Annotated in this window: 21 protein-coding genes and 1 pseudogene; 12 read left to right on the top strand and 10 right to left on the bottom strand. The window is 71.0% G+C overall.

The window, feature by feature from the left end:
* The first annotated feature begins 2 nt into the window (after positions 1-2).
* Positions 3-1,043, top strand: a complete 1,041-nt coding sequence (locus tag ACQEXA_RS18255; RefSeq protein WP_433130559.1) for an ABC transporter ATP-binding protein — start codon at positions 3-5, stop codon at positions 1,041-1,043.
* A 101-nt stretch (positions 1,044-1,144) separates the two neighbouring features.
* On the opposite strand, the gene ACQEXA_RS18250 is transcribed toward ACQEXA_RS18255, so the two are convergent.
* The 6 genes from ACQEXA_RS18250 to ACQEXA_RS18225 all read right to left on the bottom strand — a co-directional run bounded on the left by ACQEXA_RS18250 (position 1,145) and on the right by ACQEXA_RS18225 (position 6,819).
* Positions 1,145-1,819, bottom strand: coding sequence for an LAETG motif-containing sortase-dependent surface protein (locus ACQEXA_RS18250; RefSeq protein WP_432933179.1), 675 nt, complete (start codon positions 1,817-1,819; stop codon positions 1,145-1,147).
* Positions 1,820-2,042: 223 nt separating this feature from the next.
* On the bottom strand, positions 2,043-2,450 hold the full coding sequence (locus ACQEXA_RS18245; protein WP_432933181.1) for a VOC family protein: 408 nt from the start codon (positions 2,448-2,450) through the stop codon (positions 2,043-2,045).
* Positions 2,451-2,753: 303 nt separating this feature from the next.
* Complete coding sequence (locus ACQEXA_RS18240) at positions 2,754-4,001, bottom strand: hypothetical protein (RefSeq protein WP_432933183.1); 1,248 nt, start codon at positions 3,999-4,001, stop codon at positions 2,754-2,756.
* Positions 3,983-4,717, bottom strand: a complete 735-nt coding sequence (locus ACQEXA_RS18235) for an ABC transporter ATP-binding protein (RefSeq protein WP_432933185.1) — start codon at positions 4,715-4,717, stop codon at positions 3,983-3,985. Before ACQEXA_RS18235 ends, ACQEXA_RS18240 begins: the two co-directional genes overlap by 19 nt.
* Before the next feature lie 219 nt (positions 4,718-4,936).
* The gene (locus tag ACQEXA_RS18230; RefSeq protein WP_432933187.1) at positions 4,937-6,319 is read right to left on the bottom strand and encodes an aspartate aminotransferase family protein; all 1,383 of its coding nucleotides are present in this window, start codon (positions 6,317-6,319) and stop codon (positions 4,937-4,939) included.
* Positions 6,304-6,819 (bottom strand): Lrp/AsnC family transcriptional regulator, encoded by a 516-nt coding sequence (locus ACQEXA_RS18225; protein ID WP_359402794.1) that lies wholly within the window; start codon positions 6,817-6,819, stop codon positions 6,304-6,306. The genes ACQEXA_RS18230 and ACQEXA_RS18225 overlap by 16 nt, the downstream gene beginning before the upstream one ends.
* Before the next feature lie 165 nt (positions 6,820-6,984).
* Here ACQEXA_RS18225 and ACQEXA_RS18220 point away from each other — a divergent pair, with 165 nt between their 5' ends.
* On the top strand, positions 6,985-8,424 hold the full coding sequence (locus tag ACQEXA_RS18220; protein ID WP_433130557.1) for a gamma-aminobutyraldehyde dehydrogenase: 1,440 nt from the start codon (positions 6,985-6,987) through the stop codon (positions 8,422-8,424).
* A 199-nt stretch (positions 8,425-8,623) separates the two neighbouring features.
* Here the strand turns inward: ACQEXA_RS18220 and ACQEXA_RS18215 are convergent, their stop codons facing one another.
* Positions 8,624-10,048, bottom strand: a complete 1,425-nt coding sequence (locus ACQEXA_RS18215; RefSeq protein ID WP_432933191.1) for an MFS transporter — start codon at positions 10,046-10,048, stop codon at positions 8,624-8,626.
* Between the two features lie 233 nt (positions 10,049-10,281).
* On the opposite strand from ACQEXA_RS18215, the gene ACQEXA_RS18210 reads away from it, so the two are divergent.
* From ACQEXA_RS18210 to ACQEXA_RS18170, 9 genes are all read left to right on the top strand, one after another.
* Complete coding sequence (locus ACQEXA_RS18210) at positions 10,282-10,476, top strand: hypothetical protein (RefSeq protein ID WP_432933193.1); 195 nt, start codon at positions 10,282-10,284, stop codon at positions 10,474-10,476.
* A 389-nt stretch (positions 10,477-10,865) separates the two neighbouring features.
* Positions 10,866-11,231: a sortase-dependent protein gene (locus ACQEXA_RS18205; RefSeq protein WP_432933195.1), complete on the top strand. Its 366-nt coding sequence runs from the start codon at positions 10,866-10,868 to the stop codon at positions 11,229-11,231.
* Positions 11,228-11,839, top strand: coding sequence for a class F sortase (locus ACQEXA_RS18200; RefSeq protein WP_432933197.1), 612 nt, complete (start codon positions 11,228-11,230; stop codon positions 11,837-11,839). The genes ACQEXA_RS18205 and ACQEXA_RS18200 overlap by 4 nt, the downstream gene beginning before the upstream one ends.
* Before the next feature lie 161 nt (positions 11,840-12,000).
* Positions 12,001-12,492 (top strand): RNA polymerase sigma factor, encoded by a 492-nt coding sequence (locus ACQEXA_RS18195; RefSeq protein WP_432933199.1) that lies wholly within the window; start codon positions 12,001-12,003, stop codon positions 12,490-12,492.
* A complete protein-coding gene (locus tag ACQEXA_RS18190; RefSeq protein ID WP_432933201.1) occupies positions 12,476-12,988 on the top strand; it encodes a hypothetical protein in 513 nt (170 codons plus the stop codon). Before ACQEXA_RS18195 ends, ACQEXA_RS18190 begins: the two co-directional genes overlap by 17 nt.
* 114 nt (positions 12,989-13,102) lie before the next feature.
* The gene (locus ACQEXA_RS18185; protein WP_432933203.1) at positions 13,103-13,384 is read left to right on the top strand and encodes an SHOCT domain-containing protein; all 282 of its coding nucleotides are present in this window, start codon (positions 13,103-13,105) and stop codon (positions 13,382-13,384) included.
* Between the two features lie 69 nt (positions 13,385-13,453).
* The gene (locus tag ACQEXA_RS18180) at positions 13,454-13,933 is read left to right on the top strand and encodes a general stress protein (RefSeq protein ID WP_432933205.1); all 480 of its coding nucleotides are present in this window, start codon (positions 13,454-13,456) and stop codon (positions 13,931-13,933) included.
* A gap of 171 nt (positions 13,934-14,104) precedes the next feature.
* Positions 14,105-15,124, top strand: coding sequence for an alcohol dehydrogenase (locus ACQEXA_RS18175; RefSeq protein WP_432933207.1), 1,020 nt, complete (start codon positions 14,105-14,107; stop codon positions 15,122-15,124).
* Positions 15,125-15,241: 117 nt separating this feature from the next.
* Positions 15,242-17,122 (top strand): Na+/H+ antiporter NhaA, encoded by a 1,881-nt coding sequence (locus ACQEXA_RS18170; protein ID WP_432933209.1) that lies wholly within the window; start codon positions 15,242-15,244, stop codon positions 17,120-17,122.
* Positions 17,123-17,210: 88 nt separating this feature from the next.
* Here the strand turns inward: ACQEXA_RS18170 and ACQEXA_RS18165 are convergent, their stop codons facing one another.
* Positions 17,211-17,894, bottom strand: a complete 684-nt coding sequence (locus ACQEXA_RS18165; RefSeq protein WP_433130555.1) for a glycerophosphodiester phosphodiesterase — start codon at positions 17,892-17,894, stop codon at positions 17,211-17,213.
* Positions 17,895-17,957: 63 nt separating this feature from the next.
* Positions 17,958-19,140: pseudogene (locus ACQEXA_RS18160) on the bottom strand (adenosine deaminase).
* Positions 19,141-19,173: 33 nt separating this feature from the next.
* On the opposite strand from ACQEXA_RS18160, the gene ACQEXA_RS18155 reads away from it, so the two are divergent.
* Complete coding sequence (locus tag ACQEXA_RS18155; RefSeq protein WP_432933213.1) at positions 19,174-20,154, top strand: DUF4190 domain-containing protein; 981 nt, start codon at positions 19,174-19,176, stop codon at positions 20,152-20,154.
* 129 nt (positions 20,155-20,283) lie between these two features.
* Here ACQEXA_RS18155 and ACQEXA_RS18150 read toward each other — a convergent pair whose 3' ends face one another.
* A complete protein-coding gene (locus tag ACQEXA_RS18150; RefSeq protein ID WP_432939597.1) occupies positions 20,284-20,838 on the bottom strand; it encodes an NADAR family protein in 555 nt (184 codons plus the stop codon).
* Positions 20,839-21,655 lie beyond the last annotated feature (817 nt).

Here is a 21,655-nt window from a genome sequence, read left to right as displayed (position 1 = left end):
CCATGCTCAGACTCGAGACGGCGACCGTGCGCTTCGCGGGACGCGCCGCGCTCGACGCGGTAGGCCTGGATGTCGCCGAGCACGAGATCGTGTGCGTGCTCGGGCCGAGCGGCAGCGGCAAGTCGACGCTGCTGCGGACCGTGGCGGGTCTGCAGCCCCTCGACTCCGGACGGGTGTTCCTCGACGGCCGGAATCTGGACGGGGTTCCCGCTCACCGGCGCGGCGTCGGCCTGATGTTCCAGGACCACCAGCTCTTCCCGCAGCGGGACGTCGGCGGCAACGTCGCCTTCGGGCTCCGGATGCACGGGGCGGCACGCTCCGAACAGCAGGCCCGCGTACGGGAGCTGCTCGATCTCGTCGGACTGCCCGGGGCCGCGCGCCGAGCCGTCGGCTCGCTCTCCGGCGGCGAGCAGCAGCGTGTCGCGCTCGCCCGGGCGCTCGCCCCTCGGCCCCGGCTGCTGATGCTGGACGAACCGCTGGGCCAGCTCGACCGGTCGCTGCGCGAGCGCCTGGTCGTGGAACTCCGTGAGCTGTTCGGCCGGTTGGGCACGACCGTGCTCGCCGTCACCCACGACCAGGGGGAGGCCTTCGCGCTCGCCGACCGGGTCGTCGTGATGCGCGACGGAAGGATCGCCCAGTCGGGTACGCCACTTGAGGTGTGGCAGCGGCCCGCGGACGAGTTCGTGGCACGTTTCCTCGGCTTCGACAACGTGGTGGAGGCGACGGTCGCCCAGGACGCCGCGGACACTCCCTGGGGCAAGGTGCCCGTCCCGAAGGGCTCCCCGCAGGGGCGCGGCACTCTGCTCGTGCGGCCCGCGGGCGTACGGCTCGTGGACGTGTCCGAAGGCCTGCGCTGCACCGTGGCCGCACGCACCTTCCGCGGCACCCATGTTGCGGTGCGACTACGGCCCACGGAGGGCCCCGCGCTGGAGGCGGCGTGCCCGCTGCGGGCGGCGCCGGACCCCGGGGACGAGGTCGGGGTCGTGTTCGACGCCGCCGAGGTCGTGGTGCTGGGCGGCGCTTCCGGCGCACAGCCGGGCTGAAATCCCGCCCCGGTGGGCGCGACGGCTCGCCCCGCTACGCACGACGGCCCGCCCCGGGAAGGGGCGGGCCGTCCTGCTTACGGGTTACGGGCCTGAAGGCGTCAGCCGGCCTTCGACGCGCCGCGACGGCGCATGCCGAAGAACACCGCGCCACCGCCTATGACGACCAGGCCGCCGGCGATACCGGCGATCATGGGCGTGCTGGAGCTGGCGCCGGTCTCGGCGAGGTTCGACGTGCCGGCCGCGGGCGAGGGCGAGTTGTCCCCGGTGGTGGTGGGGGCCGTGCTCTCCGACGCCGACGCCGACGGGCTGTCGGACGGGGACGGAGTGGTGGAGGGCTGCGGGGTCTCCGAGGCCGGCGGCGTCGTCTCGGAGGTCTTGCAGGCGGTGGACGGGGTGGTCAGGTTCGGCTTGATGTCCTCGTCGACCAGGTTCTTCCCGGCGGTGACGTGGATGCGGTAGGTGGCGTTCGGCTTCCAGTCCTCGGCGAAGGCGATGGTGGTGCCTTCGCGGGAGCCCTTGACCTCCTGCGAGCCGACCTGGTGGTCGTCGGCGCCGTTGTTCTCGAGGAACACGGTCACGGTCGCCGGGGTGCCGGAGAAGTCCTTGTCGGTGACGACGATGACGCCCTTGTCGCCGTCGCACTTCGCATCGGCGGAGAACTCACTGATGTTGCAGGCGAGCGCGTTGCCGGCTGCGCCGAGCGCGAGCACAGCGGTTGCGGAGGCGACGCCAAGAATGCGCACCGTACGCGCGGTGCGGGAGGATTTGGACACGATTGCCCTTCACGAGATGCGCAACTGCGGGGGGTTTGAGGGGCGTTGCAGCAACAACAACGCCCCCAAGAGGCTCACCTGTTTATAAGCGGCGACTAAGTGCTGTCAACGGCGATGTCCGGCATGCCGGTCGACTTTGCCGGGTCGTTAACCATTGGCGTGTTTGAAACCCGCTCAGAGAGCTCAACCCCCCGCCGCGGCGACCCCGTTCAGGGGTGGCGGTTCAGCCCTGAACGGCCGCCGGGTCCATCCACATGACCTCCCAGGTGTGGCCGTCCGGGTCGTCGAAGGCACGGCCGTACATGTAGCCGTGGTCGATCGCCTCCCGGCTGCCCGTGCCACCGGCCGCGAGGGCCCGGTCGACGAGCTCGTCGACCTTCTCGCGGCTTTCGGCGCTCAGACAGAGCAGCACCTCGCTGGTCTTGGTGGCGTCCGCGATCTCCTTCTCGGTGAAGTCGGCGTAGCGCTGCCGGCCCAGCAGCATCGCGATGATGGTGTCGCTGATGACGACGCAGGCGCAGTCGTCCGTGGTGAACCGCGGATTGATCGTGTAGCCGAGCTCCGTGAAGAACTTCTTCGACGCGTCGACGTCGGCGACGGGCAGGTTCACGAAGATCATCTGCTGGTACATGAGCGGCGTCTCCCGGCGGTGAGGTGGTCCGTATGCAGAGATGGACTGCGGACCGAGGAAGAACTCATCGGTGGCACAGGAGGAACTTCACGGCTTTTTCCAAGCGGCCGGCGGCCGCCCCTCGAGGGTCCCGCGCCGGTCTTCCGAGCGGCGCGTATTTCCCGAGCGGACCGGCGCCCGTCTCGCGAGCGGGTCGGGGCGTATTTCCCAGGCGAGCCGAGGTCGCAGCTCCCAGGCGGCGACCTTCCAGCAGGGTCCGCGGCGTCCTTCTCAGCAGGCCGGCGGCGTCCTTCTCATCAGCTCTCAGCGCGCCAGCGGCATCGCCGCGATCTCCGCCACCGCCCAGGTCACCGGCACGAACACCGCGACCAGAGTGCCCGTGCGCAGTAGTGCCGCGGTGCGCAGCACCCTGGCCGGAGCGCCCAGCCGCACCAGCGCCGCGACCGTGTCGGCGCGATCCTGCTTGGCCTGCATCGCGGCCATCGCCAGCGTCGCGAGCGCGCAGCCGACCACGAGCACGGCGCCCAGCGTGGTGAGCGGCCCGAACGCGGGGCGTGCGCCGGCGTACATCGCCACCATCGCGTACGCCCCTGATGCCACCGCGCACACCACCCCGAGCGGCCGCCCGATCCGACGGGCCTCCTCCTGCAGACCGCGCCCGGCGAGCAGCCGCATGGCACCAGGGCGCGCGGACTGCAGCATCCAGCCGCAGAGATGAGCGAGGGCAGGCCCGGCCAGGGCCAGCCCCAGCGCCGTCAGCGCCCAGCCGGCCAGCACCCCGGCGGGCCCGTCCGCGAGACCGCCGGGCAGGTGGAGCCCCGGTGCAGGGTCGGTGCCGCCGGCGCGGGTCTCCACGGCGAGTCCCGCGGCGAGCGCGGCCACCCCCCAGGGGAGGCCGCCCGGGGCGGGCCGGGGAGGGGGCGGCAATACGGGCGCGGCTGCCTCGTCAGGAAGGCCGGGTGACTGCGTGTCCGGAGTGTTCTCGGCCTCGTCGGCGCTCGGTGTGCCGCGGCCCGCCCGCTTCTTGCGCTGCGGCCGTCCGCCCCGAGGGCGCAGGGCGAGTGCGCTCGCCAGGGACGCTGTGATCGGGACCACCGAGAGGAGCGTGAGCACAGCGGGCACCGGCAGGGACTGATCGGCGGCGAGGAACCCGGAGGCCGTGCCGTCGAACGGCATCCCCGTCAGATCGCCGCGCAGATGCAGGAAGACCAGCAGTGCCAGCAGCGAGCCGAACACGGTCGACAGTGCCGTGGTCGCCATGGAGAGGCCCATCAGCCGCACCGGTCCCAGGCCGATGGCGGCGAGACCCGAGCGCGGCTGGGTCCCCGGGTCCGTGCGGGCGACGGCGACCGCGAAGTACGCCGTGGCGGCCATCGGCACGAGGCACCAGATGAGCCGCAGCACGGAAACGGCCGACGCCTCCGGGTGCCCCATGGCGTACCCCAGCGTGCACAGCAGCAGGAAGCCGGTGCCCGCCGACGCCGCCGCGACCAGGAACCGGCGCAGCAGGATCAGCGGGTGCGTCCCGCGGGCTAGACGGAGAGTGAGCACGGCGCCCGGCCTTCCTCGGGCACAGGGGGCAGATGAACGGTTTTCACTTGCCGTCCGTCCAGCAGGGGCACTGTGCGGTCGGCGACGACCGCGGCGTCCGCCGGGTGCGCGGCAAGGATGATCGTGATGCCGTGCGAGCGGGCCGCGGCGGTGAGCGTGCGCAGGACCTGGACGCCGTCGGCCTGGTGCAGGGAGGCGGTCGGTTCGTCCGCGAAGAGCACCGTCGGGCACGCGGCGAGCGCCCGTGCGACGGCGATCCGCTGCCGCTCGGCCTGGACCAGCTCGCACGGGCGCTTACGGGCGCAGTCCCCGACGTCGAGGCGCTCCAGCCACTCCAGGGCGGTGGTCTTGGCCCGGCGACGGCTGGTGCCGCGGAGCATCAGGGGGAGGGCCGCGTTCTCCCATGCGTTCAGTTCGGGCAGCAGCAGCGGCGCCGGATCGATCCAGCCGAACCGGTCGCGGCGCAGCCGTTCCCGCTTCATCGCTCGCATGGTGTGCACAGGTGTGCTGTTGAACCACACCTCGCCCCGCTGGACGGGGAGCAACCCCGCCAGGCACTGGAGCAGGGTCGTCTTGCCGCTGCCGCGCGGGCCCGTGACGGCGAGGACCTCGCCCTCGCGTACGCCCAGGGAGACACCGCAGAGCGCGGGTGAGCCGTTGTGCTGGAAGTACAGGGATTGTGCCCAGAGCACGTCGTTGTCCGGCGGGGCCACCATCGCGTACACCTCGGTTCAGATCCGTTGTCCCGTGCCGATCCCCGTCCGGGGGACCCGTTCGGGGGAACGAAGGCAGAAGCGATCGGTCACATCGCACGCTAGGCAGACTGCGCCGGGAGCTGCGGACAGCAACGGCCCCGGACCGCCGTTTCTCACTCCAACGGGCGGCACGGGGCCGTTGTTTGATCATCCAGAAGGATGATCGGAATCTCGGGCGACTCAGAGCTTGGTCCACGCCTCCGACAGCGTCGCACGCAGGATCTGCTCGATCTCGTCGAACGTCTCCTGGTTGGAGATCAGCGGCGGGGCGAGCTGGACGACCGGGTCACCGCGGTCGTCGGCACGGCAGTACAGACCGTTGTCGAACAGCGCCTTGGAGAGGAAGCCGTACAGGACGCGCTCGGTCTCCTCCTCGTTGAAGGACTCCTTGGTCGCCTTGTCCTTGACCAGTTCGATGCCGTAGAAGAAGCCGTTGCCGCGGACGTCGCCGACGATCGGCAGGTCGTGCAGCTTCTGCAGGGTCGACAGGAACGCGGACTCGTTGTCGAGCACGTGCTGGTTGAGGCCCTCGCGCTCGAACAGGTCGAGGTTGGCGAGGCCCACGGCCGCGGAGACCGGGTGGCCGCCGAAGGTGTAGCCGTGCAGGAAGGTGTTGTCGCCCTTGTAGAACGGCTCGGCCAGGCGGTCGGAGATGATGCAGGCGCCTATCGGGGAGTAGCCCGAGGTCATGCCCTTGGCGCAGGTGATCATGTCCGGGACGTAGTCGAACTTGTCGCAGGCGAACATCGTGCCGAGGCGGCCGAAGGCGCAGATGACCTCGTCCGACACGAGCAGCACGTCGTACTGGTCGCAGATCTCGCGGACCCGCTGGAAGTACCCGGGCGGCGGCGGGAAGCAGCCGCCGGCGTTCTGCACCGGCTCCAGGAAGACCGCGGCGACCGTGTCCGGGCCCTCGAAGAGGATCTGCTGCTCGATCTGGTCGGCGGCCCAGCGGCCGAAGGCCTCGGGGTCGTCACCGAAGATCGGGGCGCGGTAGATGTTGGTGTTCGGGACCTTGTGCGCGCCGGGGACCAGCGGCTCGAAGGGGGCCTTCAGGCCCGGCAGACCGGTGATGGACAGGGCGCCCTGCGGGGTGCCGTGGTAGGCGACCGCGCGCGAGATGACCTTGTACTTGGTGGGCTTGCCGACCAGCTTGAAGTACTGCTTGGCGAGCTTCCAGGCGGTCTCGACGGCCTCGCCGCCGCCGGTGGTGAAGAAGACCTTGTTCAGGTCCCCGGGCGCGTGGTCGGCGAGACGTTCCGCCAGCTCCACGGCTTTCGGGTGGGCGTACGACCACACGGGGAAGAACGCCAGTTCCTGCGCCTGCTTGAACGCCGTCTCCGCCAGCTCGGTGCGACCGTGGCCCGCCTGGACCACGAACAGACCGGCGAGACCGTCGAGGTAACGCTTGCCCTTGTCGTCGTAGATGTAGGTGCCCTCACCCCGGACGATGGTGGGGACGGGCGCGTTCTCGTACGAGGACATGCGGGTGAAGTGCATCCACAGGTGGTCGTACGCGGTCTTGCTGAGGTCCTTGCTGCTCACGGCTATCGGGTTCCCCACATGTAGGTCTGCTTCTTGAGCTTGAGGTAGACGAAGCTCTCGGTGGAGCGCACTCCGGGGAGAGCCCGGATGCGTTTGTTGATGACGTTCAGAAGGTGGTCGTCGTCCTCGCAGACGACCTCCACCATCAGGTCGAAGGAGCCTGCCGTCATCACGACGTACTCGCATTCGGACATGGCGGTCAGCGCATCGGCGACGGACTCCAAGTCGCCCTCGACGTTGATCCCGACCATCGCCTGCCGCCGGAAGCCCACGGTGAGCGGGTCCGTGACAGCGACGATCTGCATCACGCCCTGGTCGAGCAGCTTCTGGACGCGCTGGCGTACGGCCGCCTCGGACAGGCCGACGGCCTTGCCGATCGCGGCGTACGGCCGGCGGCCGTCCTCCTGCAGCTGCTCGATGATGGCGAGGGAGACGGCATCCAGCTGGGTGCCGCCGTTCCTGGACTCGCGGGAGTCCCTCTGGTCTGCGCTTCGACTGGCCACGACTTCACTGTGCACGACGTCTCGATAGTTCCGCAAGGCTGGATCGATGAAATTCGTTGTTTCCGTGATGGAACCCTGCGGATTTCGCAGCCACGGCGGGATCGGGGCTGTTGAAAACGTGGGTGCACGGACTAGGGTGGGTGTCTCAGCGATTGGACACCCGAACTTGGAGGGCCGGCAGTGAGCACCGAGCTGCGTCGTCTGCGCAATTACATCGACGGCGAATTCCGTGACGCCGCCGACGGACGGACCACCGAGGTGGTCAATCCTGCGACCGGCGAGGCGTACGCGACCGCCCCGCTGTCGGGTCAGGCGGACGTCGACGCCGCGATGGCGGCCGCCGCCGCTGCCTTCCCGGCCTGGCGCGACACGACCCCAGCGGAGCGCCAGAAGGCCCTGCTCAAGATCGCCGACGCGTTCGAGGAGCGCGCCGAGGAGCTGATCGCGGCGGAGGTGGAGAACACGGGCAAGCCGATCGGCCTGACCCGCTCCGAGGAGATCCCGCCGATGGTCGACCAGATCCGCTTCTTCGCGGGTGCCGCCCGCATGCTCGAGGGCCGCTCGGCCGGCGAGTACATGGAGGGGATGACCTCGATCGTGCGCCGCGAGCCGGTCGGTGTCTGCGCCCAGGTGGCGCCGTGGAACTACCCGATGATGATGGCCGTGTGGAAGTTCGCCCCGGCGATCGCGGCGGGCAACACGGTCGTCCTGAAGCCGTCGGACACCACCCCGGCCTCCACGGTGCTGATCGCCGACATCATCGGCTCGGTCCTGCCCAAGGGCGTCTTCAACGTCATCACCGGCGACCGCGAGACCGGCCGCATGATGGTCGAGCACCCGACCCCGGCGATGGCGTCCATCACCGGCTCGGTCCGCGCGGGCATGCAGGTCGCCGAGTCCGCCTCCAAGGACGTCAAGCGCGTCCACCTCGAGCTCGGCGGCAAGGCGCCGGTCGTCGTCTTCGAGGACACCGACATCGCCAAGGCCGTCGAGGACATCTCGGTGGCCGGCTTCTTCAACGCCGGCCAGGACTGCACGGCCGCCACCCGCGTCCTCGTCCACGAGTCCATCCACGACGAGTTCGTGGCCGCGCTCGCCAAGGCCGCGTCCGAGACGAAGACGGGCCGGCCGGACGACGAGGACGTGCTGTACGGGCCGCTGAACAACCCGAACCAGCTCAAGCAGGTCTCCGGCTTCATCGAGCGCCTGCCCGCGCACGCCAAGGTCCAGGCCGGTGGCCACCGGGTCGGCGACCAGGGCTACTTCTACGCGCCGACCGTCGTCTCGGGCCTTCAGCAGGACGACGAGATCATCCAGAACGAGGTCTTCGGCCCGGTCATCACCGTCCAGTCCTTCACGGACGAGGACCAGGCGATCGAGTACGCAAACGGCGTCGAGTACGCCCTCGCGTCCTCGGTGTGGACCAAGGACCACGCGCGCGCCATGCGTATGTCCAAGGCCCTCGACTTCGGCTGCGTGTGGATCAACACGCACATCCCGCTGGTCGCCGAGATGCCGCACGGCGGCTTCAAGAAGTCCGGTTACGGCAAGGACCTGTCGGCCTACGGCTTCGACGACTACACGCGGATCAAGCACGTGATGACGTCGCTGGACGCGTAACAGGCGACGCCGACCGAGCGGCCCCGGACGGGAGTTGTCCCGTCCGGGGCCGCGGCGTTTCTCCGGCCGCGGGACAACTGGCCTCCCGAGCCAGCCGATTGACGTCCGGTTCCGCGAAGGCGGCTCCCGGCGGCCACGGGCCCTCGAGGAACGCCTCCTCCCGTCGGAGGCGAAGACCGCTCGAACCTGCTCGACTGTCTCAAGCGCCCTGCGGATGACCGGACTTCGCCGGCACGCACCGCCACGCGAGGCCCCCGGCAGTCAGATAGGCGAGCGCGCCGATGGCCATGCTGATGCGCAGTCCCGCGCCATAGTCGGCGCCCGTGGCTAGCAGGCTGCCCCCGAGGGCCACACCGGTGGCGCTGCCGATCTGGCGGGTGGTGTTGAACAGGCCCGAGGCGGCCCCCGAGTACGCCGCGGGCGCCGCACCCATCACGGTGGTGGTCGAGCCGGTGAGGGCGAAGGAGGTACCGAACCCCACGGCCATCATCGGAGCCACCAGCAGCGGATAGGCGGGAGTGGCTCCCGCCGCGACCCAGCCGGCGAGTCCCAGGGCGGCGAGCAGCATGCCGCAGACCACCAGCGGACGGTCACCGGTACGGCGGGCGAGCCGCCCGGACAGGACCGATGCGAACATGGTCATCGCCACCGCCGGGAACAGTGCGGCCCCCGTTTCGAGGGCGCTGAAACCGCGCCGGCGCTGGAAGTCGAGGCTGGCGGTGAACACCATGCCGTAGAAGCCGAAGTTGAACAGCAGGCCGATGACGGCTCCGCCGCTCATCGCACGCGAGCGCAGCAGGCCCGGCGGCAGGGCGGGAGCCCTGGCCAGCCGCTCGCGCACCGCGAATGCCGCGGCGGCCGCGACGGCCAGGCCCAGCCCGGCGAGAACGGCGGGATCGGTCCAGCCGCGCCGCCCGGCCTCGTTGAGCGCGGCGGTCAGCAGCGCCACCGCCGCCACGACCGCGCACTGCGCGGGCCAGTCCGGAGCCCGGGTGGTGCGCCGGGGCGAGGGCGTCACATGGCGCAGCGTCAGCAGCAGACACGCGACGCCGACAGGCAAGTTGATGAGGAAGACCCACCGCCAGCCCACGGTGGAGACAAGCAGCCCGCCCAGCAGCGGCCCGGCAGAGGCCGCGATGCCCGCCATCGACCCCCACAGTCCGAAGGCGCGCGAGCGTGCGGCCGGGGCGGGGTAGGCCTGCTGGAGCAGGGCCAGGGAACCGGGCACGATCAGCGCGGCGCCGAGCCCCTCCACCAGCCGGGCCCCTACCAGGAAGGAAGCGCTCGGCGCGAACGCGCACGCGGCCGAGGCGACGGTGAACACCACCACGCCCCAGCAGAAGACCCGACGGTTGCCGAGCCGGTCGCCCAGCGCACCACCGGTCATCAGCAATCCGGCGAAGACCATGGTGTACCCGTCCGTGATCCACTGGATGCCGGTGAGCGAGGCCGACAGTTCCCGGCCGACCACCGGAACGGCGACGTTGATGATCGTCACGTCGAGGATCACCATGAAGTAGCCGGCGCACACCGCCAGCAGCGGTGCCAGGGACCGTTGTCCGGACTCCGGGGCCGACTTGGGAAGGGCCAGGGGCTCGCCGCCGGCCGACTCCGCGAACGCCACGTCCCCCACCCCATCCCGTCCGCGCAGGACTCTACGCAAAAGCCACAGTAAGGAACATATGGTTCATGTCGTGGCACGGAGTTGATTCACGCCGCCGCCGCGGAGGGCCGAAAGTGTTCGAGCGGCAGCCGTAAGAGCCTTCACACTTTCGTGGCACGGCCGTTGATGGTCGGTGGGGTACCCCATTCGGCGGTATTGCGGTGACGGGTGGTGCGCTGGACCGTTGAACCAGTATGAGCAGAAGTCGCAGGTTGCGGGATCTGTCGGGGGAGTTGGCATTCGACCAGTTGAGGGCCGAGTTGGCCAGAGCGGCCATGTCGGTGACCGGGCCGAAGTCGCCGCGGAAGAAGGCTGAGGAAACGCTTCGCCTGATGAGCGCGGAGCCGGACGACGGCCTCGGTGAGGCGGCGCCGCCCGGCTCGGACTGAAGTCGTTCACCGGCCTTCTCGGGTTTTCCTCGGCGCTCGTCGGCGTTGTCTCGGCGACGGCCGGCCCGCCGTCGTCGGCGGGCGGCTGGACGACCACGGGTGGCTGCTCCATGCCGCACACCCGGCCGTCGGCCGTCTCGGCGCGGACGGTGCCGGCGCAGGCGTATGAGCGCAGGCGTATGGGCGCATGCGTGCGCACGAGGTGTGCGCGGTAGGCGAGTTGGGCTTCCCGGCGTCCCTGCCGCAGCCGATCGTCGTGGTGAGCACGCGAGTGACGCTCCGGGCTTTGCCATCCCTTTACAACCCGCTCCGTCGCTGCCTCGTCTCTTCGCTCGACCCGTGACCCAGCCCACCGAGTACCGGGCGGGCCGACGAAAGAGAGCGATTCCATGCGCCGAACTGTCCTCAGCTCCATGGCACTTGCGTGCACCGCAGTGCTGGCGGGCACCGTGCCCGCGTTCGCCGACGGGGCGACCGCGACCCCCAGCCCCGTCCCGACCCGGGCGTCGAGCGCCGCCCCCAGCGCCGAACCCACCCGGGCCCCCAGCGCCGTACCCAGCCGCGCGTCGAGCCCGGCACCGGCCCGAGGCCAGGTCTCCGTCGTGCCGTCGGGCGCACCCGACACCGGCGTGGTGGCCGACTCCTCGCCGTCCGGGGCCACGGACGGCCTGATCGGCGGCGGCGCTGCCGCGGTGCTCGTCGCCGGGGGTGCGGCGGTCTTCGTCGTACGCCGCCGGCGGGCGTCCGGGGCATGACCCCGCTCTCCAGGCGCGCATTCGCCACTGCGGCGCTGGCCTCGCTGCTCATGGGCTGCGGTGGCCACCCGGCTCACCAGGCCACGGCCGCACGCCCCGGAAGCAGGCCGCCGTCCTCGCCGGCATCCGCGAAAGCCGTGCAGCCCCTGGGCCGTTCGGTCCCGGTCAGGCTGCGGATCCCGGCCATCGGGGTCGACTCCTCCGTCATGCCCCTGGGGCTGGCGCCGGACGGCACCGTGCAGGTGCCCCCCGTCACGGCACACGACCGGGCGGGCTGGTACCAGCACTCGCCGACGCCGGGTGAGGTGGGACCGTCGGTCATCCTCGGCCATGTCACGGTCGGCGCCTACGGGGACGGGGTCTTCCGCCGGCTCGCGCGGCTGCGCCGGGACGACCGGATCGTGGTGCGCCTGGAGAACGGCACGGCGGCGGTGTTCACCGTCAGTGCCGTACGGACGGTCGCCAAGGCGGACTTCCCGGCGAACGACGTCTACGGGGACGTGGACCGTCCGGAGCTGCGGCTGATCACGTGCGGCGGACCCCGCACCGGCGACGGATACCTAGACAACGTGATCGTCTTCGCCGCGCTGACCTCCTCGACCCCCTGACCCTCCCGGCGCCCTCCGGGCTCATCCCTCACCCTCGGCTTCGCTCGAGCGGAGGGACCCCATGAGCAGGCAGGACCGCCATCCGGGATGCCGGGCCCACGGAACGTACGCCGACGGCCCGGCATCCTTCTCTACGAGTGCCCTCACGACCATGGAGAGCGTTGAAACGGTCCCGTGACAAGGCGGCGTCCGAGCTGTTCGCCGTCCTCTATCCACGCCTCGCCGGCTGGTGCCGCCGTCTCGTCGACGACGACGAGACGGCCCACGAGATCGCCTCGGAGGCGTTCACCCGGCTCTGGGCCCGCTGGACGTCCGTGGAGGAGCCCCGCGGTTTCCTCTACGTCACTGCGGCCAACCTCGTCCGGGACCACTGGCGCAAAATGGAGCGCGAGCGCAGAGCCATGCGCCGCGCCACCTCGGAAGCCGCCGTCCGCCCTCACAGCGAACAGGCGGACCCTTCGGTGCGGCTGCTCGTGCAGTCGCTGCCCGAACGACTGCGGGTCCCGATCCTGCTGCACTACTACGCCGACATGCCGATCCGGGAGGTGTCCGTGCTGACCGGGCGCAAGGAAGGAACCGTCAAGGCCGATCTCCACGCGGCCCGCGAACTGCTCCGCGTCCACCTGAGGAGAAGCCTTGACCACACGCTTTGACGACGGCCCGGAGCGCGGATCCGAGGACCCCCTCGCGGTGATCCTGCGCCCCGCTCCCGAGCACCTCGGCCCGCCCCCCGGCCGGTACGAGGCGATCCGCCGCGCCGCAGCGCGCCGGCGACTGTTCCGCGCCGCGGCCGGGGCGGGCGCGTCCGTGGTCGTCGCCGTCCTCGTCGCGCTGCCGCTCCGCCTGACGGCATCCGAGGCACCCGCGTCCCCGACGGTGCCCCTGGCCCCGCCGCCCGCGAGCGGCCCCGCGCAGCGTCACACCCCGTCGGAGCCGCCCGCCACGTCGGCGAACCCCACTCCGTCGGCGTCGCCCCCGCGCGTCAGCCCCACTCCGACCGGCGGGCCGCAGGACGGCGGCTCCCGCCACCCGAGCAGCTCGGCGGTCCCGACCCGCGAGCCGTCGGCGACGCGGACGTCGGTGCGATCCGAGCCGTCGGGGGGAAGGACCGGTGCCCCCGCCTCCCCCGACGGCCGTACCCCGCGGTAGGCGGCGGGCCGTGCCCGGTGCCGCGGGTGCCATCACCGGCCTGCCTCGCCGCGCCTGAATCGCTGTATCTGGGTACGGTTTGACCACAGGGTCCGGATGAGGGAGTGAACATCCGTGGTGTTCTGGTATGGCCACAACCTCGGCGGATGGGGCTGGTTCGCCATCTCGGCGGCCGCGATCCTCTTCTGGGCGCTGATCACCAGCGCCGGTGCCCTGTTCTTCCGGGCCCTGCTGCGATCCGAGGGCAGCGGGGCGCCGGATGCCACCGCGCCGGACGGGCCCGCTCCCGAGCGGCTGCTCGCCGAGCGCTTCGCGCGCGGAGAGATCGGCGAGGACGAGTACCGCCGCGGTCTGGACGTTCTGCGCAACGACGGACGACCGCTCGATCAGAGGTGACCCGGGCGCTGCGGCGGCTACCGGTCGCAGCGGACCGCCGACCGGGACGGCGACGAAGGAGGTCCTTCGATGGCGCAGCAACCGCCCATGGCACCGGTCGACCGGCCGGTGGTCGCCTCGTATCCGACCTATCAGCAGGCCCAGCGCGCGGTCGACTTCCTCTCCGACAGCAAGTTTCCGGTGGAGCACACCGCGATCATCGGTTCGGACCTGCGGATGGTGGAGACGGTGCTCGGCCGTCTCACCCGCGGCCGGGCGGCTCTGGCGGGCGCGGGCTCGGGTGCCTGGTTCGGACTGCTCATCGGTCTGCTTCTGTCGCTGTTCGCCGCGGGCCACCATGACGTACTGCTGCTGATGGTGAGCGGATTGTTCTGGGGCGCGATCTTCGGCGCCCTCTTCGGTTTCGTCGGCCACGCCTTGACCGGAGGCCGCCACGACTTCGCCTCCCGCAGCCAGATCGTGGCCGCTCGCTATGGCGTGGTCGCCGAGGCGGCCGTCGTGGAGGAGGCGAAGAACCTGCTCATCAAGCTGGGCTGGCGCGAAGGCTGAGCCAAAGGAGCGGCCGCGTCGAGCGGACCGCTGTCGCGGGCACGACCGGACCGGGTGCCTGCTTCCGGGGCGGTCACCGTGCCGCGCGTCTGCTGAGCCGCCCGGTGCGACAACGGAATGATTCATCAGCGAATGTCTGGTTCGCGCCCTACAGCAAGGAGCCGAGAAGCCATGTCCGTGATGCGAGTCGCCCAGGTGGCCGAGCCCCGGGGGAGTTTCGAGATCGTCGAGCGGGAACTGCCGGAGCCGGGGCCGGGGCACGTGCGTATCGCCGTGGAGGCCGTCGGTGTCTGCCACACGGATGCGGTGTTCGTGCAGACCCCCTCTCCGGCCATTCACTTCCCGCTCGTGCCCGGGCACGAGGTGGCGGGCAGGATCGACGCGGTGGGTGAGCGGGTGGTCGGCTGGGGAGTCGGCGCCCGGGTGGAGGTGGGCTGGTTCGGCGGTCAGTGCGGCCACTGCCGCCCCTGCCGCCAGGGCGACTTCATCAGCTGCGTCAATCTGAAGGTGCCGGGCTTGTCCTACGACGGCGGATATGCCACCCACATCGTGGTGCCCGTCGAGGCGCTGGCGCGCATCCCCGAGGGTCTCTCCGCGGTCGACGCCGCCCCACTCGGGTGCGCGGGCGTCACCTCCTTCATGGGGCTGCGCAGCAGCGTGGCCCGTGCCGGGGACCTCGTCGCCGTCCTCGGCGTGGGCGGCCTCGGGCATCTGGGCATCCAGTACGCCACCAGGATGGGCTTCGAGACCGTGGCGATCGCCCGCGGCCGGGACAAGGAGGATCTGGCCCGGCATCTGGGCGCGGACCACTACATCGACAGCTTGGCCTCCGATCCCGCCCAGGCGCTGAAGGACCTCGGGGGCGCCAAGGTCGTCCTCGGCACCGCGGCGAACTCCGACGCCATGTCGGCGACGATCGACGGGCTCGCCCCGCGCGGGCAACTGGTCGTGATCGGGGTGACGAACGAGTTGCTCAAGGTGACGCCGACGCAGCTCATCGGGGGCAGCAAGTCCCTGAGCGGGCATCCGTCGGGCACGGCGCAGGAGGTCGAGGAGACCATGGCCTTCAGTGCGCGCACCGGGGTACGGCCGATGGTCGAGACGATGCCGCTCGAGGAGGTCAACGACGCCTTCGCACGCATGCTGTCCGGGGCTGCGCGCTTCCGCGTGGTGCTGACCACCGGTGGATGACGATGCCACCGCGCGGTCTCACGAGAGGCGGGGTGGTCACCCCGGCCGTCCGGTGCGGCCGGGGGAGGTCTCGGATCCGTCCGTGCCCGGTGCCGACGGTCGAGTGAGTGTCCGAGTATGTCCTTCCAAGCCGGCGACTACACGTTGCAGAGCGCCTGTGGCAAGAACCAGCACTCTCCGCTGCGCGACTTCCTGCACACCGAGACCGGCAGCGCGGCCGTCCTGGTGGCGGCGGCGCTCGCGGCACTTGTCTGGGCCAATGCGGCCTTCCCGGACTACGAGGAGTTCTGGCGGACTCATCTGTCCCTCCGAGTGGGCCCGTTCGGGGTGTCGCTTCCGCTGCGCGAGTGGGTGAACAGCGGACTGATGGCGCTGTTCTTCTTCGTCGTCGGCCTGGAGGCGCGCCGCGAGTTCGACATGGGCGAGCTGCGTGACCGCACACGTCTGGCGCTGTCGCTCGCGGCGGGCGTGGGCGGCATGCTCGTACCGATCGGTGTCTACCTCGCGTTCAACGCCGGCCACGCGACGGCGCAGGGCTGGGGCACCGCGATGTCCACCGACACCGCCTTCGCCCTCGGCATGCTCGCCGTCGTCGGTCGCCACATGCCCCCCGGGCTGCGGGTCTTCATCTTGACCCTCACCGTGGTCGACGACTTCCTGGCCCTCGGTGTCATCGTCATCGCCTACAGCGGTCGCCTCAACATGCCGTCGCTGCTGGTGGCCGCCGGCACCTTCGCCGTCGTTCTGCTCGTCCGGTGGCTCGGCGTCCGCCACTTCGCCGTGTACGCGCTGCTGGCGCTGATCGCATGGGTCGCCCTGCTGGAGTCGGGCGTGGACCCCGTGGTCATCGGACTGGCCATGGGCCTGCTGACATACGCGTACCCGGCGGCGCGCACCGAACTGGAACGCATCACCGGGCTGTTCCGGCTGTTCCGCGAGCAGCCGACGCCGGAACTGGAACGCACCGTGCGCGCCGGTATCGCCGCGGCCATCTCCCCGAACGAGCGGCTTCAGCGCATGTTCCACCCATGGACCAGCTACGTCGTCGTACCGCTCTTCGCCCTGGCCAACGTCGGCATGCCGATCGGTCTCGACCAGCTGGGACGGGCGTTCACCTCACCGGTCACCCTGGGCATCCTCCTCGGCTACCTCCTCGGCAAACCGATCGGCATCGTGGGGGCCGCGGCGCTGGTGACGGCGGTGAGCCGCGGACGGATCCGGGTTCCGGTCGGCTGGGGCGCCGTCCTCACGGGCGGGACCCTGGCGGGAGTGGGGTTCACCGTCTCCCTGCTCATCGCCACCCGCGCCTTCGCCGGCCTGCGACTCGAAGACGCGAAGATCGGCATCCTGAGCGTCGTCCTCGGCTCCTTCGTGGTCAGCCGGCTCGTCACCGCAGCCGTACAGATGCTGCCGCGCCCCCTTCGGATGCGGGCGCTGCTCGGGAAGTCGGAGACGATCGTCGATCTGGCGGTGCCCGTCGACCCCTACCGCGACCACGTCCGTGGCCCGCGCGACGCGCCGGTGACCGTTGTCGAGTACGGCGACTACGAGTGCCCGTACTGCGGGCAGGCGGAAAGCGTGGTGCGCGAGCTGCTCGGGGACTTCGGGGACGTGCGGTACGTGTGGCGGCACCTCCCGCTGACCGACGTCCACGGGCACGCCCAGCTCGCCTCAGAGGCCGCTGAAGTGGCCGCTCTGCAGGGGCGGTTCTGGGAGATGAACGATCTGCTGCTCGCTCATCAGGGGGCCCTGGACTTCGACGACCTGTCGCGCTACGCCACGGACATCGGGCTCGACGCGGTCCGCTTCGAACGGGACATGCGTGCTCACGCAGGCGCGGTACGTGTGGCCGAGGACGTCGAGTCGGCGGACCTCAGCGATGTGGCGGGGACGCCCACCTTCTTCGTCAACGGGCGCAGACACCAGGGCGCGTACGACATCGCCAGTCTGTCCGAGGCCGTACGCGTGGCTCGTGAGCGCGCTGCCCTGGCCGCCTGACGCCGCACCGAGGTACTTCTTCCGTACGAACGGCGCGCCGGGCCATCCCGGCGGCTCGCCCGGCGTCAGTCGTGATCCGGTGTGCGCCTCAGAGCCCGCGCAGTGCGCACAGCTCGTCGACGCGGTTCGTGGTGATCGAGTCGACGCCCAGGTCGAGCAGGCGCCGCATCGAGCGACGGGTGTCGGGAGTCCACACGGACAGCAGATGGCCGCCCCGGTGGACTCGGGCCGCGAGAGCGCGATCGATCAGGCTGAAGCGGTAGTTGAGCCAGCGCGGACGCACCGCGTCGAGCAGGCCGGGACGCGGCGGAGCCAGGGTCGTCCAGGTCAGCGCGATCTCCGCGGAGGGGTCGGCGGCACGGACCGCGAGCATGGTCTGCGCTCCCGCGGAGTAGTACACCCGCTCCTCGGCGCCGCACTGCCGGACGACGTCCACGATCCGGTGCACCTCCCTCAGCGAGGGGTGGCCCGGCACATCGATCATGACCCGGGTGCCGTCGGTGGCCGCCAGCGCGTCCGCCAGTGTCGGCACCCCGCCCGCCGTCAGTCCCCGGACCTCGTCCGAGGAGAGCGCGGCGAGCGGGCGGTCCTGCTCCCACAGCCGTTTCAGTGTTCCGTCGTGCAGCAGCACCGGGACGCCGTCCCGGGTCAGCCGTACATCGATCTCCACCGCGTCCGCGCCCCGCCGGATGGCGGAGCGCAGCGATGCCAGCGTGTTCTCGCGATGACGGTAGGGGTCGCCGCGGTGGGCGACGGCAGTCACGGTGCGCATGGGGCCATTGTGAAGGTGGAGAGCCGCGAGCCGGGTTCCCGGGGGTCCGGACGGCTGGTGGTGTCAGGGGGCGAGCCACGCCGTGGTGTAGGCGTCGATCTCGGCGGCCAGCTTCGCCTTGCCGGCTTCGTCCAGGAAGGACGCCTCCACCGCGTTCTGGGCGATGCCGGCCAGACCCCGCTCGTCGAGGTCCAGCAGCCGCGCGGCGACCGCGTACTCGTTGTTGAGGTCGGTACCGAACATCGGCGGGTCGTCCGAGTTGACGGTGACGAGGACACCCGCGTTCATGAACTCCTTTATGGGGTGCTCGTCCAGCGTGCGGACCGCCCGCGTCGCGATGTTGGAGGTCGGGCAGACCTCCAGCGCGATGCGGTGCTCGGCGAGGTGGGCGAGCAGTTTCGGGTCGCGGGCGGAACTCGTGCCGTGTCCGATCCGCTCGGCACGCAGCTCGTTCAGCGCGTCCCAGACCGTCTCGGGGCCGGTCGTCTCGCCCGCGTGCGGCACGGACCGCAGTCCGGCGGCGATGGCCCGGTCGAAGTACGGCTTGAACTGCGGCCGCGGGACACCGATCTCGGGTCCGCCGAGCCCGAAGGAGACCAGCCCCTCGGGACGCAGCCGGTCGTCGGTGGCGAGTCGGGCCGTCTCCTCCGCGGATTCCAGTCCCGCCTCGCCGGGGATGTCGAAACACCAGCGCAGCACGGTGCCGAACTCGGCCTCCGCCGCCTTGCGGGCGTCCTCGATCGCCTCCATGAAGGCGCGCTCGTCGATGCCGCGGCGGGTGGACGAGAAGGGGGTGATGGTGAGCTCCGCGTAGCGCACCTGCTGCCGGGCCATGTCGCGGGCGACCTCGTACGTCAGCAGGCGGACGTCCTCGGGGGTCCGGATCAGGTCGACGACGGACAGATAGACCTCGATGAAGTGCGCGAAGTCGGTGAAGGTGAAGTAGTCGGCGAGGGCCTCGGGGTCCGTGGGCACCTTGGAGTCGGGGTGGCGGGCCGCCAGTTCCGAGACGATGCGGGGGGAGGCGGAGCCGACGTGGTGCACATGCAGTTCGGCCTTCGGCAGTCCGGCGATGAAGGCGTGCAGATCCCGCACGGCGGGCGCGTCGTGGTAGGCGCTCAAGGGTTCCTCCCCGGGAACGGCGTCCCGGCCACGGGCTCGGGCGGGACGCGGATGATCGGCTGATCGATGACTCAGGGATCATCGTAGGGCGCGGGTCACGCCGGGCAGGCGCGGGCCGTAGCATGACGGAACGTACGACAGAGGGGGGACCTCACGCATGTCCGACGACGCGCAGGCGCCGGGAACGCCGCAGGACGCCGTCCCGGGTCCATGGGATCGGCCGGGCGACGGGACGGACGGGTCACCGGGCACGCCGGCCGCCGGGGGCGTCCCGGCCGCGCAGGCGCCCGGCGCCGAGTCCGGCGGGCGAATACCGCCGGGTGCCGCCGCCGTCCAGGCGCCCAAGGTCCCGCTCGACAAGCCCGCCGCAGGCCCGGAGTCCGGACCCTGGACGTCGCCCGCCGACCGGGCGCCCTTCGCGAGCCCCGCCGATCCGGCCGCCGGAACCCCCGCCGCCCCCCGGGACACCGTTGTCTCCGGCGGCCCCTCTGTGCACAACCAGCCCACGGTCGTCTCCCCTCCCGGCTCCGGAACACCGGGCGCTCCCGCTCACCCGGCCTGGAGCAACCCGTTCGCCCCGCCGAGCCCCGGCCCCACGCCTGCGGCCCCGTCCGCGGGCAACCCGTTCGCTCCTCCGTCTCCCGGTGCCGCCGGAAACCCCTTCGCGCCGCCCGCCGCCCAGGCCGTGCCGCCACCGCCCATGGGACCCGAGGGACCCGGGCAGCTGTCGTACGGCTACCCCCAGTACCCCGGCTACCCGGGGTACGGCATGCCGTACGGACCCCAGGGCCCCGGCTACGGCTGGCCCGGACTGGTGCCCGTACCGAGCAACGGCATGGGCACCGCCTCGCTCGTGCTGGGCATCATCTCGGTGGTCGTGTTCTGCCTCGGACCGGTGGCCGCCGTCATCGGTGTGCTCGCCGTGATCTTCGGCATCGTCGGCCGCCGCAAGGCACGCCGCGGGGAGGCGACGAACGGTGGGATGTCCCTTGCCGGGCTCATCTGCGGAGCGGTCGGAGTCGTCCTCGGCATCCTGATGCTCATCGTCTACATCACCGCTCCGGACAGCGGCGACGACCCCTGGAGCAGCACGGACGACGGCTACTCGACGTCCTTCGTGACGCACGGGCTTCCGTAGCGGCACCGACGGCCGTACCCGGCTCCATCCCCGCCCATATTTGGGTGGATCGGACGAATCATATCCGGACGGCGTCCCCGCCCGGGCGTCCCGGAGTCGACGGCCCGTGGACCCGGCGGCCCGGCGCCGTCAGGACGCGCCGAGCCGCTCCCGGGCCTCCATCAGCGCGAAACCCAGCAGATTGAGTCCCCGCCAGCGCTCCGGGTCCGCCGCCCGTTCGTCGTCCGCCGCGAGTCCGATGCCCCAGATCCGGTCCACCGGACTCGCCTCGACGAGCACCCGGTTGCCCGTGCCCAGCAGAAAGGCCCGTAGACCGGCGTCCGTGGCGAACTTGTGGACGCTGCCCTCGACCACGATCCCGAACCGCTCGCGCTCCCAAGTCGTCCCGTCGAAGCCGCGCACCAGCCGCCCCGCCTTCTTGGCGAGCGCCGGGTTCCGTGCCTCGACGGCCATCCGCTCGGCCTCCGCGTCACCGAACAGCCGCGCCTTCGACGCCATCATCCAGTGCTCTGCCGTCGCGTACCGCACGCCGTCCACGGTGAACGGGGACGGCCACCACTGGCTCAGGCAGCCGGCCCCGAGCTGTCCGTCGGGGCGCGGGCGATGACCCCAGAAGTGCAGGTACTGATCAGCCGACCGGCTGACCAGCGAGGCAGAACAGGCCCACGGCTCTGACCAGTTCAGGTGCTGTGGGCTTCTGTCATTGTTGGTGGACCTCGGGCACCCTCGCACGGCCCAGCGACGGCCCAGCGATCGCGGCATGCGGCCAAGCGCTTAGAAGTTGCGGGCACGCCTTGATGGGACGGCCCGCCGGCACTCTGCCGCTACCGTGCCGGGCTGCCCAGCGCCGCTGCCGTCCGCTGTCGTTGCCGTCAACGTTGCCGTCACTGCCACCGGTACCGTGGTGGCAAAGAGGTGACCGGACAGCCGTGGCGCCAGTACGGCTACCTCTTGCAGCGCTGGCAGGCTGTGAGCCCCTGTTTCCTTGGCCTGGGCCTCGGACATCGACTCCTGCCCCATGTAGGTGTCTTGCTTGCCGTTCAGCGACGGACAGTCCGCGTCCGTGTGGTACTTGGTCCGGTGCTCTCCGATGCGTACGTGGACAGTGCTCATGGGACCTCTCGGGACGAAGCGGTTGCTCCGTTAGGGTGCTCCGCATGACCAGCGGCGTCCCGGCTTGTCCCGCGGCCAGCTTTTGAAGCCTGGTGGCTTCGTCCTCTCCAGCTTGGGCAGGCTGTTGACCCTGGGCCAGTGCTCATCTGACCTGCTGTGATTGATCAAGCCGACTCCCCGGTTGAGCGACGGCGGGCGCGTCATCCAGCCCGGCTCAAGGCGCCTGCCAGGCTGCCGGAGAACGGCGGGGCGGCCTGTCGGCCTGGCGGCGGCCGGAGAGGTGAGCCGTCGCGCTGTTGCACGTCCGTGACGGTTCCCGCATCAATCATGGTTATGTGATCAGTCACACTGAGCGCATCGCACACCGCGAGGGCCGAAACCGGGGGGC

The sequence above is a fragment of the Streptomyces sp. CA-106110 genome (assembly GCF_050936285.1).
In the GTDB taxonomy this organism is placed as follows: domain Bacteria; phylum Actinomycetota; class Actinomycetes; order Streptomycetales; family Streptomycetaceae; genus Streptomyces.
The sequence above is the reverse complement of the archived record's forward strand: the minus strand, read 5'-3'. Positions and strand labels throughout refer to the sequence as shown.